The organism is Clostridium felsineum DSM 794, assembly GCF_002006355.2.
Lineage (GTDB): Bacteria > Bacillota > Clostridia > Clostridiales > Clostridiaceae > Clostridium_S > Clostridium_S felsineum.
In genome coordinates this window covers 4,248,817-4,266,946 of sequence record NZ_CP096980.1, presented here as the reverse complement: position 1 = coordinate 4,266,946, position 18,130 = coordinate 4,248,817, and the positions used below count along the sequence as shown (strand labels likewise).

The window sequence follows — 18,130 nt, the reverse complement described above, 5'->3', positions numbered from 1 at the left end:
ATGGAGGCTGAATTTAAAGATTTTGTTCATCTTCATGTCCATACCGAATACAGTCTCCTTGATGGTTCCGGTAAGGTTAAAAAACTAGTTAAGCGTGCAAAAGAGCTCGGCATGAAAAGTATTGCAATAACGGACCATGGTGCAATGTATGGATGTGTGGAGTTTTATAAGGCCGCAAAAGAAGTAGGCATAAAACCTATAATAGGGTGTGAAATTTATGTGGCAGGTAAGTCTATGCATATAAAGCATCCTGATGCTGAAAATGAAACCTATCATTTGGTTTTGCTTGTTAAGAATGAAGTTGGCTACAAAAATTTAATGGAGATAGTATCTAAGGCATCTATTGACGGTTTTTATTACAAACCAAGAGTAGATCATGATTATTTAATGAGTCATAGTGAAGGACTGATAGCTTCAAGTGCGTGTTTTGGAGGAGAGGTTCAATCTTATATATTAAAAGATAATCTTGAACGTGCAAAAAAGGCAGCACTTTTTTATAAGGAAACTTTCAAAGAAGGCTTTTACTTAGAACTTCAATATCATGCACTTAAGAATGATATGAAGGTTAATGATGCTTTAGTAGAAATGTCAAAAGAGCTTGATATACCACTGATAGCTACTAATGATGTTCATTACATAAATAAAGAAGATTCTATAGCACATGATGTACTTTTATGTATACAAACAGGTAAGACTGTTGATGAAGAAAATAGAATGAGGTATGCTCCTGAGCAATTTTATCTTAAAAGTCAAGAGGAAATGTACGAACAGTTTTCTTATGTAAAAGATGCATTACTCAATACTTCTAAAATAGCTGATCAATGTAATTTTGAATATAAATTTCATGAATCAAAGCTTCCAAATTTTCCTCTTAAAGAAGGAATAGATCACTATGAGTACCTAAAGGACTTATGTTATGAAGGCTTAAGAGAAAGATATAAGGATATTACAGATACCATTATAGAAAGACTAGAATATGAGCTTGGCATAATAAAAGAAATGGGATATGTAGATTACTTTTTAATAGTTTGGGATTTTATTAAGTTTGCAAGAGAAAATGGAGTGCCAACTGGACCAGGTAGAGGGTCTGCTGCGGGATCAATTGTTGCATATACTCTTGGAATAACCAAGATCGACCCAATTAAGTATAGTCTTATTTTTGAAAGATTTTTAAACCCAGACAGAGTTTCTATGCCTGATATTGATAGTGATTTTTGCTATGAAAATCGCCAAAAGGTAATAGATTATGTGGTTGAAAAGTATGGTAAAGATTCTGTTTCTCAAATTGTAACCTTTGGAACAATGGCAGCAAGACTTTGTATAAGAGACGTTGGAAGAGCTATGAATTATTCTTATGGTGAGGTTGATAGAATAGCTAAAATGATTCCTAATGTTCTAAATATAACTATTGATAAGGCTCTAGAGATGAACCCAGAGCTTAAAGCTGTATATGATGATGATGAGAGAATAAAGGATTTAATAGATATATCAAGAAAGCTAGAAGGGCTTCCAAGGCATACCTCAACTCATGCTGCTGGAGTTGTAATAGCTTCCCAGCCACTTGTAAATTATGTTCCGCTTTTGAAAAATGAGGAATCTATAGTAGCTCAATTTACTATGGGCATACTTGAAGAACTTGGACTTTTAAAGATGGACTTCTTAGGTTTAAGAACTCTTACAGTTATCAATGACACAATAAAAATGGTTAAACAAAATAGAAATATAGATATAGACATCGATAGCATAGATTTTGATGATGCTGGCGTATATAAGATGATCGGTGAAGGTAAAACTGTAGGAGTATTTCAGCTTGAATCTGCAGGTATGACTAGTTTTATGAAAGAACTTAAGCCAGATAGTTTAGAGGATATAATAGCGGGAATAAGTCTTTATAGACCAGGTCCTATGAATGAAATACCAAGATATATAAGAAACAAAAATAATCCTGAAGAAATAAAATATGTTACTCCAGAGCTTAAACATATTTTAGATGTAACTTATGGATGTATAATATATCAAGAACAGGTAATGCAGATAGTAAGGGACTTAGCAGGGTACTCAATGGGAAGAAGTGACCTTGTAAGACGTGCTATGTCTAAGAAAAAGCATCATGTTATGGAAGAAGAAAGACATAACTTTATACATGGAGTTGTTGATGAAAATGGTAAAGTAGAAGTACCAGGATGTATAAAAAATGGAATTTCTGAAAAAATAGCTAATGAGATATTTGATTCCATGATGGATTTTGCAAGTTATGCTTTCAACAAATCACATGCGGCTGCCTATGCAGTGGTTGCCTATGAAACAGCGTATTTAATTCATTATTATCCAGCAGAATATTTAGCAGCTATGCTTAACAGTGTTATGGGTAACAATGAAAAAGTAGCTTTTTATATAAGGTGTGCAGAGGAATTAAAAATACAGGTTTTACCTCCAGACATAAATGAAAGTTATTCAAGATTTACAGTAAAGGGGGATACCATAAGGTTTGGTCTTGCTGCTATTAAAAATGTAGGAGTTAATGTAATAGAGAGCATAGTAAGATCAAGACAGAAAAAGGGTAGTTTTAATTCCTTTACGGATTTTTGTAATAAAATTGATACCTCAGAGGTAAACAAAAGAGCAGTTGAGAGTATAATAAAAGCAGGAGGGTTCGATACACTTGAAATTTATAGGTCACAACTTCTTGCTGTGTTTGAAAAAATAATGGATGGAATTTCAGGGCAGAGAAAGAAAAATATAAAAGGTCAGATGAATTTATTTACGGACTTTGCACAAGATGAGTACGAAGAAGTTGAAATTCAGTATCCAGATATAAAAGAATTTGATAAAAAGTATTTACTTGCAATGGAGAAGGAAATGACAGGATTATATCTTTCAGGTCATCCCCTTGAAGATTATGAGGAAACTTTGAAAAATATGACCAGCATAAAAATATCAGATATAGTGGCAGAACAATCCTTAGAAGATGATGAGATAAAGGTAGATGAAACTTCAGGAATTGAAGATGGAACAAGAGTTATAATCGGTGGAATAATAAGTTCTGTAACTAAAAAAATTACTAAAAGTAATACAATGATGGCATTCATAAGAGTAGAAGACATGTATGCTTCAATAGAGGTTGTTATATTTCCTAAAATACTAGAAAAAAATTCTACCTACATAAAGGAAGACGAAATGGTGATAATAAAAGGTAGAATAAACAAAAGAGAAGATGAGCAGCCTAAAGTAATATGTGAAGAAATAATGCCAATTGTTAAAAGTACAGAAAAAATATATATACTTGTTGAAGATGATGCTGCTGTTAAAAATTCAATAAAAGAAATAAAAAAAATGCTTGCTTTATATACTGGAGATACCCCAATATATATGTGCACAAGGAAAGAAAGAAAAAAGTTTCTTATAGATAGAGCTCTTTGGGTTCAAAAGGAAGTTGATTTAATTAAATTTTTAACAGATAAATTTGGCGAAAGTAATGTAAAAGTGTTATAATTAGAAAGGTATATTTTGCACATAATATATACAAAATATTACTATGAGATTACTTATAAAATGGAAATATGCATATTTTTTATAAAACCATTGAATATTTTTACTTTTTCGATTAAAATTATATACGAAGAAATTCAGAAGTTGTTGTTTGAAAATATCTATGAGTAATTGTTTCTATAAACAACCCGGGACAAATTCAGTCCCTATGGTCATGGGAGGTATAATATGAAAACAATAGCTGTTTTGACAAGTGGTGGAGATGCACCAGGAATGAATGCTGCCATAAGAGCAGTCGTAAGGACTGCCATTGAAAAGGGTATTAAAGTTAAAGGCATTCAAAGAGGATATAGTGGACTTATAAATGGTGAAATATTTGATATGGATAGACATAGTGTATCAGATATAATCCAAAGAGGTGGAACTATGCTTAGAACAGCTCGCTGTCCTGAATTTTTAAAAGAAGAAGTTAGAAAAAAGGCAGCAGAGGTTTTAAAGGTTTTTGGTATTGATGGTCTTGTTGTAATAGGTGGAAATGGTTCCTTTATGGGAGCTCAAAAGCTTTCTAAGTTAGGAGTAAAGACAGTTGGACTTCCAGGTACAATTGATAATGATCTTCCATATACAGATTATACAATAGGCTTTGATACAACACTTAACACTGTATTAGATGCAATCAATAAGTTGAGAGATACATCTACTTCACATGAAAGAGTAAGCATAATAGAAGTTATGGGAAGAGATTGTGGTGATATTGCTCTATTTTCTGGAATAGCAGGAGGAGCAGAAAGTGTAATAATACCTGAAATAGGGTATGATTTTAATGAGCTGTGTAAAAACATACTAGAAGGAAAGTTAAGAGGAAAAATGCATAATCTTATAATCCTTGCAGAAGGTGTTGGAGGAGCAGCTGAACTTGCAAAAAAAGTTGAAGAAGTTACAGGACTTGAAACTAGGTCAACAATACTTGGTCATATTCAAAGAGGAGGAAGTCCATCAGCCTTTGACAGAATGCTTGCTTCTAGAATGGGAGTAAAGGCAGTTGAAGTTTTAATGGAAGGAAAGACCTCTAGAGTAATAGGAATTAAGCAAGGAGAAATAATGGATCAAGATATTGATGAGGCTTTAGCAGTACCAAGAAGTTTCAATAAAAAATTGTATGATATAGCAAATATGCTTTCAAAATAGATAGTTATTAGTCAAATGATTAATTAACATATATAAATGATTTTTTTATTTCAAATCACAATTTATATAAAAGATGAGGAGAGAATATAGAATGCAAAAAACTAAAATGATTTTTACAGTTGGACCAGCAAGTGAGACAGAGGAGATTGTAACAGCTTTTGTTAAGGCTGGAATGAATGCATCAAGACATAACTTTTCACATGGTGATCATGCAGAACACGGTGGAAGAATAGCATTAGTTAAGAAAGTTAGAGAAAAACTTAACAAACCAGTAGCTATATGCCTTGATACTAAAGGACCAGAAATCAGAACTGGAGACTTCAATCCTTCAAAGCTTGAGCTTCAAAAAGGTTCAAAATTCACTATACACTGTGGAGAAGAGATAGTTGGAGATGCTACAAAATGTTCAATATCATATAAAGATTTATATAAAGATGTAAAAAAAGGAAACACAATATTAATAGATGACGGTTTAGTTGGACTTACAGTAGAAGCTATAGAAGGAACAAACGTTGTTTGTACTGTAGCTAACACTGGATTAGTTGGAAGCCATAAAGGAGTAAATGTACCAAACGTTTCAATACAACTTCCAGCAATGACAGACAAAGATAAGGGCGATTTAATATTTGGATGCCAAGAAGAAATAGATATGGTAAGTGCATCATTCATAAGAAAACCAGAAGATGTAATTGCAATAAGAAAAGTATTGGATGAAAATGGTGGCGACCATATTCAAATATTCTCTAAGATTGAAAACCAAGAAGGCGTTGATAACATAGATGCTATTATAGAAGTTTCTGATGGAATAATGGTAGCTAGAGGAGATATGGGAGTTGAAATTCCTATACAAAGAGTTCCATTAATCCAAAAAATGATAATCAAAAAATGTAATGCAGCAGGAAAACCTGTTATAACAGCAACACAAATGCTTGACTCAATGATGAGAAACCCAAGACCTACAAGAGCAGAAGCTTCAGACATAGCAAATGCTATATTTGATGGAACAGATGCAATAATGTTAAGTGGTGAAAGCGCTAATGGAACATACCCAATAGAAGCTGTAACTACAATGGCAAAAATTGCTCAAGAAGCAGAAAAAGAAATTGATTATGATAAATTCTTAGCTGATAGAAAAGCAAACGAAAAGAAAAATACTGCAGATGTAATAAGCTTTGGAACTTGCACAGCAGCAACAGATTTAAATGCAGCAGCAATAATAACTGCAACTCAAACAGGAAATACAGCAAGAACAGTTTCAAAATATAGACCACAAGCACCTGTAATAGCTGTTACTCCATCTGAAAAAGTAGCAAGAAAGCTTGCTATGAGCTGGGGAGTACATCCAATAATATCTGATAAATTTGGTTCAACAGATGAGCTTATAGCTACTTCAGTAGAAAAAGCAAAAGAAGCTGATTATGTTAAAAAGGGAGATCTTGTAGTTGTAGCTGCAGGAGTACCAACAAACGTATCAGGTACTACAAACATGCTTAAAGTTCATGTTGTTGAGTAGTAACAAATTTTTTCGATAATATAAGTAACTTTATATTATAAATTAACTAAACCCATTTATAAAGAAGGGATTGTTTGACGTAGGGGCTTGCAATCTCTTTTTTTATTTGAAAAAGTGTGTATAAATTGTTATTGTGGTTATAATAATAAGATGGTAAAATATAAGAAATATTAATAAAATGGCAACTATTCTCTTTTTGCACCTTCGGGTGCTTTTTTGTATAATTAAATAGGTATGTTCTAAAAAATTAATATAATGGAAGAGGTTTAACATGAAAATTATAAGAAATGGATATGTAATTGATCCTTTTACTAAAAGAGAGGGGAAGTTTGATATTTTAATTGATGAAGGCAACGTAGTTAGAATATCAGAAAGTCTAGAAATAGAAGATGATTTAGAGATAATTGATGCTGAAGATTGCATAGTTTGTCCTGGATTCATTGATATTCATAGTCATTTTAGAGATCCTGGTTTTACTGAAAAAGAGGATATAATAACAGGTGCAAATGCAGCAGCTAGGGGCGGATATACAACAGTAATATGTATGGCAAATACTAATCCAGTTGTGGATAATGTGGAAACTTTAAAATACATAGTTAATAAAGCAAAAGAAGCAAAAATAGAAGTACTTCAAGTAGGCACAATAACAAAGGGAATGCAAGGAAAAGAATTAGTAGACATGAAAGCTTTAAAGGAGGCAGGAGCAGTTGGATTTTCAGATGATGGAAAACCTATAGAAGATGCTAGTCTTGTACTTAAAGCAATGGATATGGCTAAAGAATTAGATGTGCCATTAAGCTTTCATGAGGAAGATCCTAAACTTATATATGAAAGCGGAATAAACAGTGGAAAAATAGCAGAAAAGCTTAATATGAAAGGCGCAATGGAAGAAGCAGAAACAGTTTTAACTGCTAGAGATTCAGCACTAGCAGTATCTAGCAAAGCAAAAATTGATATACAGCATATAAGTTCGAAAGTATCAGTTGGCATTGTAAAATGGGCTAAGGAAATGGGAGCAAACATAATTGCAGAAGCCACACCACAGCATTTCAGTATAACAGAAGAAGAAATATTAACATGTGGAACTAATGCAAAAGTTAATCCACCACTCAGAACTGAAGAAGATAGAATAGCAATAATAAAAGCACTTAAGGAAAATACAATTTCAGTAATAGCAACAGATCATGCACCACATACAAAAAGTGAAAAAGAAAAAGAATTTAAAAAAGCTCCAAGTGGAATGATAGGACTTGAAACAGCACTTTCCCTTGCAGTAACTAATCTTGTTAAAACAGGAGATTTGACTTATAAAGAAGTAATATCAAAATTAACAATAAATCCAGCTAGATTTTACAATTTAGACAGGGGATATATAAAAGAAAGACATAGAGCTGATATTGTAATATTTGATCCTGATGAAAAGTATACGGTAAAAGAAGAAGAATTTCAGTCTAAGGCATCAAATTCTCCTTTCATAGGAAAAAAACTTTCAGGAAGAATAAAGACAACTATATGTAATGGTAAAATAGTATATGAAGATAAATAGGAAGCCCTTTGGCTTCTTTATTTAGTTAAATAACTTATTACATAATCATTAGTTATAATCAAATCAGAAGGAAATTCATTACTGCGTGTTGATAATATTGAAAAATAACCTTTCTCCTCAAAACTTTCTAAAATTCTAGCATTTTTAAAACCTAATTGTTCTATTAATTTAATATAAAAATCTTTGTAGTTTACGCTAGCGCTTGAGGTTAGGTGAAAAATTCCTTTTAAGTCATTACGAATTATATGACAAAGCTGTTTTGCTATTATTACATCTGTATTTGTATTAATGAATAGTTTTGGATATAGAATAATTTCTTTATTGTCTTTCAATGTAGATATGAGCTTATCCATTCTTTTTGAATTTTTTGCCCATACCGCTGGAATTCTTAATATACATGATTTACTGCCTAGTAAATTTATGAGCATTTTTTCACATTCTATTTTATATTTCCCATATTCAGTTTGAGAATTTGGAATATCATTTTCATAATGAGGAGTATTTAAATTGCCATCAAATACGTTGGTAGTAGAGAAAAAATAAAATTTACCATTATGTTTTTTTAGAAATTCAGCAGTCTTTGTGTGTAAAATTAATTGCGCTTTAAAATCTCCCCTCAAGCATGAAATTACAATATCAGGCTGTACTTTATTTAATAAATTATTTATACCTTCTAAATTTTTAATATCTAAATTAAAGCTAGATACTAGATTTGAGTATATTTTATTTTTAAAGTAAGTTGCGTAAACTTTAAAGTTATTATATTTTGTTAATTCCTTTATTATAGAAGACCCTACAAGTCCACTTCCACCTAATATTAAAACTTTTAACATAAAATCACATCCCTTAAGTTAATTATAAAGCATATGATAGTGAATAAAAATCCTTGAAAGGGTAAAAAATAGAATAGGTATTATAATATTTGACAATGGAAGGTGATATAATATGTCAACAAAATTAATGTGTAGTGCTGGTACGTGTGTTAACAATATAAACGGCTTATGTACAGCTAAAACTATTAATGTACATGGTATAAAAGCTAGGGCATCTGTTGATACTGAATGTGAGACTTTTGCAGAAAAAGGAATTAAAAATGCACTTTCAAATCTAGTAAATATGAATATTCCAGGGGAAATACGTCAAGTATTTAGTAAAAATTCAATAGAGATGAGTCCTGAAATACAATGTGAGGCAATAAATTGTTCTTACAATCATAGTAAAATATGTGCAGCAAGAAATGTTCAAATATACGGTCCAGGAGCTGCTACAAGTGAAGGTACTGAATGTGAAACTTTTGCATCAAAAATTTAGCAAAAAACAGAACTAGTATTTTTTATATATAAAATTACTAGTTCTGTTTTTATTTAAGCATCCAATTTTAAAATTTTATCTTTAATTACGTGTATTACACCAGATTCATCATTACTTTTAGCTAAAAATCTTCCATGCTTTTTCATTTCATCAGGAGCATTTTCCATGACATAACTATGATATACACTTTCAAGCATTGATACATCATTGTAATAGTCACCAAATGCCATTGTTTCATTTTCTTTTATGTTAAATTTATCTTGAAGAAATTTTATGGCAGTGCCTTTATTTACATCTTTTCGTCCAAGATCAAGCCATACTTCACCAGATACAGTACATTGAAGTGTTTCTCCCCACTTTGGAGTTAAAATAAGATTTGAGTGGTTCTCAGAACCTTTATAGTCACAAACAGCTATTTTAAAAAATTCATCATCAATATCATCTAAGCTGTCAACTACAGTATTTTTATGGTAGTATTTTTCAACTTCTCCTACAAATTCAGAGGAGTTATCTAAAGTATAGGCACTTCTTTTTCCGCACAAAACCAACTTACAGTCAGGAATTTTGTGTACATCATCTATTACTTTAGCTACTATATTTCTATCTAAAGTTTTAGCAAATAGTTCTTCTCCGTTTTTTACTATGAAGGCGCCATTTTCGGCTATAAAAGTTATTTTATCCTTAAAAGCGTCCATGTTATCTCTTAACGTAAAGTATTGTCTTCCACTTGCTACGCTAAACATAATGTTTTTATTTAGTAAGCTGTTTAATATGAAGGGGAATTCATTAGGAAATTCACCATTACTTTTAAGCAATGTTCCATCCATATCTGTAGCTATTAATTTAATCATATGTTTACCCCCAGTATTTATAAATATCATTATTATTATAGCATACTTGTACTAAGATTAATGTATGAAGTTTATGGATATGTTATAATATATAGAACGCAAAAAAATCAATGAAATGAAAGTTTGAAAGGTGAGTTTATGGATAAAGTTGTACCAGTTAAAAAAAATAATGATTATGAAATTTACATAGATGATTTTGGAAATATGGGAGAGGGTATTGGTAAGGTTGATAATTTTACTGTATTTGTAAAAGGTGCAGTTAAAGGGGAAAAAGTAAAGGCAAAAATAATAAAGGTTAATAAAAACTTTGCAATAGGAAAGTTAATAGATGTAATTGAAAAATCAGAAGATAGGGCTGAGCCAGTGTGTTCGATTTATAATAAATGTGGTGGATGTCAACTTCAACATCTAAAATATGAAAAGCAACTTGAATTTAAGAAAAACAAAGTAACAGAATGTCTTAGAAGAATAGCAAAAGTGGATTTAAGCACTGTAAAAATAAATGAGACAATTGGTATGGAAACTCCAAACTATTACAGGAACAAGGTTCAACTTCCTGTGGGAGAGGTTAATGGAGAAGTGAAAATTGGTTTTTATAGAGAAAGAAGTCATGACATAATAGAAGTTGACAAATGTTTTATACAGGATGATACTGCAAATGAAATAATGCTTGTAGTAAAGAAGTGGATTAAAGATTTTAACATAGAAGCATATAATGAAGCTTTGGGTAAAGGTGTTTTGAGGCACATAATGATAAGAAAAGCCTTTAAAACAGGACAAATAATGTTAGTTTTAGTAACAAATACTGAAAAGCTTCCACAAAAGAAAGAACTTATCCACAGAATAACTACTGAAATTAAGGGTATAAAGGGGATAATTCAAAATATTAATAATAAGAAAACTAATGTGGTATTAGGACAAAGGGAAATAACTCTTTGGGGTGAAAATATTATAGAGGATTACATAGGAGAGTTTAAGTTCAATGTTTCATCTAAATCATTTTTTCAAGTAAATCCAGTTCAAACTGAAAAGCTTTATGAAACTGTTTTAAGATTTGCAGGACTTACAGGTAATGAAGTAGTATTTGATGCCTACTGCGGAACAGGTACGATTTCATTATTTTTATCACAAAAGGCAAATAAGGTTTATGGAGTAGAAATGGTGCCGGAAGCAATAGAAAATGCTAAGATAAACGCACAGCAAAATGGTGTGGGTAACGCAGAATTTATAGTTGGAAAAGCGGAAGAGGAAATACCAAAGCTTATAGAGAAGGGCATAAAGCCAGAAATAGTAGTGGTAGATCCGCCAAGAAAAGGCTGTGAGAAGGCATTACTTGAATCTATAGCTGGTGGAGAGCCTAGAACTATAGTTTATGTTTCTTGTGATCCAGCAACTTTATCAAGGGATTTAGGAATATTAAATGAACTTGGATATGAGGTTAAAGAAGTTCAGCCGGTGGATATGTTCCCGGAGACTGGGCATGTGGAGACGGTTGTGTTGCTACAAAGAAAAGTTATGTAGAAATCCTTAATTTTAGGCATTTCTTCAAGCATTTTGTGTTTACGAGTGAAGGAGATAAAATCCGTAATAAACGGTTTTAAAAATATATTAATGTTTCTGTAGGTATTGACATGAAGTGTGGGAACACAAAATAATAGTGATTGAGAAGGTACTATTTTGAAAAGTAGTACCTTTTTTATTGTTAGATTTATTAGTCTAAATATGTGTCTAAAATAGCCATTTTATGTTGTAAAGCATCAGCAGAGGTTATACAATTAAGGCGATATTTTATTTATATAACTATTCCATTTTGAGTTGTCATATATTTTTATTAGGTTAACTGTTTCATAACCCTATTAAGACAGCAAAGAATGGAATAATTTCTATGAAGAAAACTTCTCTTATTTAGCAAAAATATAAAAAAAGTTGTTTATCTTGATGATAATTTGCAAAAATTTGATGTTTTTCAGTGCAAGTGATATAAAGAGCTATTATCACCTTTAGTATATATGAGTGAGTTTGGAAAACCCTGCTACTATAAAACATGAGATAATTAATATTGATAAAGAAGTCTATTTTAGTGAAATTAATAAGAAAAAATTAAAACTTCAAGTGTATTTGTTTAATTTACAGAGAACTATAGAAGATAAGTATAAAATCAAATATTGAATTAGAAAAAGGAGATATTGCATAAAAGTAATATTTCTTTTTTTCGGTTCTAAGTAACTTCATTTTTGAATTATAAATTTTGTCAAGGATGTGCTTTTCAACGTTCATTTTAACCTTCATTAAATTTATATATTCTGAGTACATTAAATAGTGGTATACATAGCATATATATAAACAGCTTAAAATACATTGATTTCCCTAGCCTTACATAATTTTAGTATAGATAAGTTAGAAATGTATCTTAAAGAAAATGTTTACAAAACGCCCATATTGGGATAAAATGATTTATGTAAACGAATAACTTAACATTTTATATCGTAAACATATATTTAAAAGATTAAATGTTAACGTTAACAATGAGTATTATCGTTAATTAAAATGAGTTTTATGGAAAAATTTAAGGGATAAAAATCACATGAAAATATTTTATTATATAAGCGCAGCCAAATAAATAAAAGATGGGATTTTATTTAAAACTTAAATGTTCACAATTTATTATAATAAATGTTCTTGTTAGAGTATGACGTGAGTAACCTATATCTCCATATTTAAATTCAAGAAATTAAGGAATCAATGTCAGATCAATACAATCAAAAAATAGCCAACAAAATTAATTATTAGTTGTGATGTAAATAAATTAACTATGTAAAAAACCCTTTTCTTTGTGTTATTTGTTAATACCTCCGTTAATGTAATCAATTAGTTTATGCATTTATAGTCAGTCTTATCCAAAGGAGTATAAAAGATATTGGAAAATTTAAGTGATATAAAAAATCTAGGTCATAAAGGCCTTGATATATAAGGGTTAATAAGGATGATTAACCTTATTAAAAAACTAGCAAGTGGGGGTGATTTAGTATTAATGAAAATTAATTAAACATGCTTATATCAATATTGTAAGGGGGATAATAAAAATATGTTAATAAATAAGAAATTAGCTTTAATTTTAGCTATTACATTAGCAGTTCAAACAGGCGGGAGTTTTATATGTTCACAAAAAGTAGAAGCAACAAATCAAAGTTCATCTATAACTAAGACCAAACTACAGACAACAGTAACTGTAGAAAAGCGGAATACATCTAAAGTAGATAAAAAGAATAAGATAAGTGATTCTTCTTATAAGTTTAATTTTACTAATAAAAGTAAGAATGGATATACATCAGTACCAGGAGTAACAATATATAATGATTCCACTGGATACGGTTTCGTTAACAAAACAAATGCATTTCCAGCAAGAGATGTGCATACTTCACAGATTGTTTCAACATCAAATGGATTTCAAATTACAGAACCAAGCTTTCAAGTAGATGCAAGTGATCCAAAGAATAACTATAATAACTATGGGATGGATTTTCGTATTAAAGCCCCAGCAGGTGCTTACAAAGTGCACGTTAAGACAACTTCTGATACTAAAGATACAACAGTTGCAATTTCAGGAATGAACACAAGCAGATTGTTAAAAGGTGGCTCTTGGGATATGGCAGGGTTAGTTCCAATAAAAAATATTGTTTCTGCTAAAGGAAATGAATGGACGTATAACTATGTTAATGGTCAGAACTATATGGATATTGAAGTTGAACCTAATAATGTAAATGTGCCAGTTGGTATTCAAGAAATTGCTTTAGAACCAATAGCACCAAAGAAAAATACTGATAGGAGTATTCCAACCATCTTTGAGTTAGGTGATTCTACAGTAACATCATATGATTTTGATCAAGCGCCAATGAGTTCTTGGGGAGAATTACTAAACAATATGTTTGATTTGAAAAAGGTAAACGTAATTAACTATTCTGCTGGAGGACGCTCTTTAAAAAATATGTATTTTGAAGGTCGTTTAAACGATATTTTATTAACTGGAAAAGAAGGAGATTATGTTTTAGTTCAATCAGGTCATAATGATGAAGTTACAGATGAAAATGTAAGATGGGGAAGAGGTGCAACAGAAGAACAGTATGAAGCGTACCTGAGAAATGTATTTGTACCTGCTATAAAATCAAGAGGTATGATTCCAGTGTTTGTAACACCTATGTCAAGAATTAAAAGTGATGCAAAACCAGGATATACCTATGTAAATTCATTTGTAAAAAGAAAATTTCCTGATATTATGAAAAAAGTAGGAGCAGATATGGGAGTAAATGTACTTGATTTAAACTCAGAAAGTGTTAAGTACTATAATGAACTTGGAGTAGAAGGTACAACAGCAGTTTTTATGTCTATAGAAGCTGGAGAAACTCCAGGTAAGACAAATGAAGGAAGTTATGCTAATGGACATCCTGCAAATAAAGTTGACGGAACACACTACAAGGAAGCACTTGCTAAGCAATTTGCACGAATAGTTGCTACAGAATTTTCAAAACGGGCAAAGGAAGGAAATAATGATGCGACTAGAGTTGTTTCATATATGAAAGCTAATGTAAAAGATGCTATTAAATCAGGAAATTGGGATAAGGTATTCCCTGAAATAGCTAAGGACACAGTTAAAGGGGAAGGGGCATACTACAGAAATCAAATAGAAAAACTTATACAGCTTCGTGTATTAAGTAAGGATGCCAATGGGAACTTTAATCCCCAAAATACGATAACAGTTAAACAATATGTAGCAGCAATCAATAAAACTATGAAATTAAATAAAAATGTATTATCAAAATATAATAGTTCTAGTATTTTGACTAGGGAAGCAATGGGAGCTATATTAGATGATGCATATCATTCTAAATTTTCAGAGAAACCTAAGTATATGACAGATTATAATGGGAAAACGGTAGTGCCAGGTGATCCAAATTATGATCCCAACTTAGACTCTGGAGCTAAAGAAGTTATGTATTATCCAATTATATCGTATGAGCAACTTAAGGATACAAGTTCTATATCAGCACAATATGTTGATAAGATAAAAGATGCATATAATTTAGGATTAATTCGTTCTGAAAATGGAATTGCAAGAGGAAAAATGCAAGATGGAAATTTATTTGAACCAGCAGTTCAGGTTACAAGAGAAAAAGCTGCTAAAACATTATATTTTATGTGGGTGATGAGTAATGATGTTAATGATTTAGATGATTTATCTCATATAAATCATGCTAGATAGATAAAAATATGTTATAAAAACCTATTAAATTCTGGATAAATATAGTAAAGCTCAAATTTACAAACCGATAGATTTAAGAGGGCTGCTTAAAATATTTTTAGTCAACAGATTATTTTATTGAGTTCACATAAATTTTTATTATAATCACTACTGTTTAAACATTGATTAAAATCTCCATTAAAAAATTTCATATTTAACCATAAATTTACACATGAAAATAGTCAGTAATGTTTGATTTAGTGTAATTACACATTAATTATTTAGAGATTTCGAGAATATAAATATTTTTGTGTAAATTTAATATTATAGCAGTCTTATATAACTGGAAATTTTATTTCCAGTTATAGTTTTAGAATTTAAGTTTAATACTAAAATTAGATTACTATCCTTATAATGGATATAATTATTTTAATTTTTATGATGTTGTGGTTAGGGAAAAAGAATGCTAACCTGTTACATTTATGCTGGGTTATGAATTGGTTGATAAAAATAAAAAATTGTTTTTTCATAAAAGATGATATGATTCTGATGATAATTTTCATTTGCTAAAAAATGAGCCAAGGTAGTTAAAATTTATAGTAAATAAAACAAAAAACTATACAACGAAGAGTGGAAAAATACTTTTAGTGATACAGTTAACACAGCCAATTAAAAAAGCTGACTTACAGAATGTTCTTCAGGATAATGATTATATTTTAAAATATGAGATCCTTCAGACAATAAATTATGATGTGGTCGATTCATCGCATGAAATAAATGATTATACAAATAAAATTTTATCTGATATAACTGAAATTCATAAGAATCCCAACATAACACAGATTAAGATTTGTGTTGCTGCATCAGGAGCATTATTTTTGCATTGGGAACTAAATTCAGTAAAACTCAGAATAAGGATACAGTAATATTTCACTATCAAAAGGTTATTTATAAATTAATACAATCTATTCCGTTTTGCTGTATATTATGATAATATTGTAATATACCCAAATATACTTTTTTTCGGTAAGGAGGAAAATGTTAAAGCAAATGAGTAGAAACACAGACTAGTTATGTTCTTATGTAAACAATTACAAGAGCGATTAGTTATTCAATTGCAAAATTAATGAAAATAACATTTAATAATTTTCTGGATTAAAAGTAAATGTTTCATCTGCTTCAATAAGTAAAAAATTAATAAAACGATTTGTTGAGTAATTTCGCATATAAATAATTTTGATTTTAACCATTATCCATTGAAATTTGACACATTCCTCTATAAGTCTAGGCAGTGTGGATCATCACAAAATATGGTGTAAAACGTTTTCTTATTGACTCAAGCTTTTTTGATTTTGGATACTACCATTTTGTTCTATTAGCTTTTCCTTTCTCGCCAATTATTCTAAGTTCACTGGTTGCTGAAGATGTTTTTTAAAGCACAAAAGTTATGTAATTCAGAACTTAAATTTAAAATTATTATGAATAAAGAAGTATCAGTAATTGAGAATATTAATTAAGATTTTAATATAGCAGTTATGGATAATTTAAATTTTTTAGCAAGAATAGTTTCTCTCTAAAATTAGGTTTTATTTTTGGTATATAAATTTCGACTTTTGGTCGAGAAAATCATTCGAAAAATATATTTGCAAATATGTATAAAACCTATGGTTTTAGCGTTTTGCAAGAGATTAAATTAACGTAGTGAAAGGTGGAAAAAAATGATTAAAATTTCAAAGAAAACTATTGGTAAATTGTTAGTATTAACGATGGCTTTAACGGCAGGTTTAGGAAGTACAACTATTGGTAAAATTGCATCAGCTGCTACAACAACTGACTTATATGTCGGCGACAGTTCAAAGCAAAAAAACTATAGCACAGTTAAAGCGGCTGTTGATGCTGCAACTAAGATTAACCCCAAAAGTGAATCGCAGAGAGTCACAATTCATATTGCTCCAGGAGTATATAGAGCACAGCTTAAAATAGTTACACCATACATTACCCTTCTTAATTCTAATCCAAGTAAACAGGTTAAAATTACTTGGTACTATGGCTTTGGGTATGATTATTATAGTGTTGGATCAGATGGTTTCTATAACCAAAGCAGTGCCACTGCTAAAAATACAAAAAACAATGTCAGTAGTGGTAAATGGGGAGGTTCAGTTTATCTTACAAGTAATGCAAAAGAATTTAAAGCAGAGAACATAGTATTTGAAAATTCTTTTAATAAATATGTTACTAAAGAAGAGGTAGAAGATGGTGTTACTCCTTCGAGAAATTTTCCTCAAAGCATATCTAAAACTCTTACACAGAGAACTTTATCTACAAATGTTACCTCAAAAGTGGAAACTGAGAGAGCGGCAGCTATGATTATTGAGGCGGATAATGCGGAATTTTATAAATGCAAATTTATTGGAAGTCAGGATACACTGTATACTGGTTCTAATGGTTCTAATAATAGTTATTTTAAAAACTGTACCATGGAAGGAAATACTGATTATATTTTTGGTGATGGAAATGCAGTATTTGATAATAATACATTAAATTTCTGTGGTTATAGTGATCAGGCTGTAGGGGGATATATAACAGCAGCAAGAGATACAGCAACCTATGGATACCTATTTAGAAATTGTACAATAACGGCTAATAGTAGTAATAAGCAGACAGCTGGTTACTTTGGGAGGCCTTGGGGTACAGGCGCAAGAGTTACCTTCTTAAATACTAAACTTCAAAATAGCACAATAATAAACCCTGATGGTTGGGCTTCTATGAGCACCAATGCAGCTGAAAATGCACATTTTGCAGAATATAAGACAACCTATAATAATGCTGAAGTAGGTATAAGTACGTCCTTAAGAAAAAGATTTGTATTAAGCAGTTCTAATGCTGCTAAAATAGGTGCTACTAAATATTTTGGAGATTGGACTCCAAAATATTATACGATTAAATAACAATTTTTATTAAATAAAGGGTAAGTTAGAAAGCTGAATCGGCAATGG

At 30.6% G+C, this 18,130-nt stretch carries 12 protein-coding genes; 10 read left to right on the top strand and 2 right to left on the bottom strand.

Annotated elements, in window-relative coordinates:
- The 4 genes from CLFE_RS19860 (at nucleotide 1) to CLFE_RS19845 (ending at nucleotide 7,736) form a co-directional block, all read left to right on the top strand.
- Nucleotides 1-3,492, top strand: a complete 3,492-nt coding sequence (locus tag CLFE_RS19860; protein ID WP_077893984.1) for a DNA polymerase III subunit alpha — start codon at nucleotides 1-3, stop codon at nucleotides 3,490-3,492.
- A gap of 225 nt (nucleotides 3,493-3,717) precedes the next feature.
- Entirely contained in the window at nucleotides 3,718-4,677 is a 960-nt protein-coding gene (gene pfkA, locus CLFE_RS19855) for a 6-phosphofructokinase (RefSeq protein ID WP_077834340.1), read from the top strand.
- Nucleotides 4,678-4,768: 91 nt separating this feature from the next.
- Entirely contained in the window at nucleotides 4,769-6,190 is a 1,422-nt protein-coding gene (gene pyk / locus CLFE_RS19850) for a pyruvate kinase (RefSeq protein WP_077834341.1), read from the top strand.
- A 271-nt stretch (nucleotides 6,191-6,461) separates the two neighbouring features.
- Nucleotides 6,462-7,736, top strand: a complete 1,275-nt coding sequence (locus CLFE_RS19845; protein WP_077893985.1) for a dihydroorotase — start codon at nucleotides 6,462-6,464, stop codon at nucleotides 7,734-7,736.
- 17 nt (nucleotides 7,737-7,753) lie between these two features.
- Here CLFE_RS19845 and CLFE_RS19840 read toward each other — a convergent pair whose 3' ends face one another.
- Nucleotides 7,754-8,569 (bottom strand): sugar nucleotide-binding protein, encoded by an 816-nt coding sequence (locus tag CLFE_RS19840; protein WP_077893986.1) that lies wholly within the window; start codon nucleotides 8,567-8,569, stop codon nucleotides 7,754-7,756.
- A gap of 112 nt (nucleotides 8,570-8,681) precedes the next feature.
- Between CLFE_RS19840 and CLFE_RS19835 the strand changes: the two genes are divergently transcribed.
- Entirely contained in the window at nucleotides 8,682-9,047 is a 366-nt protein-coding gene (locus CLFE_RS19835; RefSeq protein ID WP_077836089.1) for a DUF1540 domain-containing protein, read from the top strand.
- A 53-nt stretch (nucleotides 9,048-9,100) separates the two neighbouring features.
- On the opposite strand, the gene CLFE_RS19830 is transcribed toward CLFE_RS19835, so the two are convergent.
- On the bottom strand, nucleotides 9,101-9,898 hold the full coding sequence (locus tag CLFE_RS19830; RefSeq protein ID WP_077836088.1) for a Cof-type HAD-IIB family hydrolase: 798 nt from the start codon (nucleotides 9,896-9,898) through the stop codon (nucleotides 9,101-9,103).
- Between the two features lie 138 nt (nucleotides 9,899-10,036).
- Here CLFE_RS19830 and rlmD point away from each other — a divergent pair, with 138 nt between their 5' ends.
- The 5 genes from rlmD to CLFE_RS19805 all read left to right on the top strand — a co-directional run bounded on the left by rlmD (nucleotide 10,037) and on the right by CLFE_RS19805 (nucleotide 18,082).
- Nucleotides 10,037-11,419 carry a 23S rRNA (uracil(1939)-C(5))-methyltransferase RlmD gene (rlmD, locus tag CLFE_RS19825; RefSeq protein ID WP_077893987.1) on the top strand — a complete coding sequence of 461 codons (1,383 nt, stop codon included), beginning with the start codon at nucleotides 10,037-10,039 and terminating at the stop codon, nucleotides 11,417-11,419.
- A gap of 492 nt (nucleotides 11,420-11,911) precedes the next feature.
- Nucleotides 11,912-12,067: a hypothetical protein gene (locus tag CLFE_RS19820; protein ID WP_250944674.1), complete on the top strand. Its 156-nt coding sequence runs from the start codon at nucleotides 11,912-11,914 to the stop codon at nucleotides 12,065-12,067.
- A 916-nt stretch (nucleotides 12,068-12,983) separates the two neighbouring features.
- Nucleotides 12,984-15,155, top strand: a complete 2,172-nt coding sequence (locus tag CLFE_RS19815; RefSeq protein WP_077893988.1) for an SGNH/GDSL hydrolase family protein — start codon at nucleotides 12,984-12,986, stop codon at nucleotides 15,153-15,155.
- Nucleotides 15,156-15,730: 575 nt separating this feature from the next.
- A complete protein-coding gene (locus CLFE_RS19810; RefSeq protein ID WP_139356186.1) occupies nucleotides 15,731-16,060 on the top strand; it encodes an SAVED domain-containing protein in 330 nt (109 codons plus the stop codon).
- 792 nt (nucleotides 16,061-16,852) lie between these two features.
- Nucleotides 16,853-18,082 (top strand): pectinesterase family protein, encoded by a 1,230-nt coding sequence (locus CLFE_RS19805; RefSeq protein WP_077893990.1) that lies wholly within the window; start codon nucleotides 16,853-16,855, stop codon nucleotides 18,080-18,082.
- The last annotated feature ends 48 nt before the right edge of the window (nucleotides 18,083-18,130 follow it).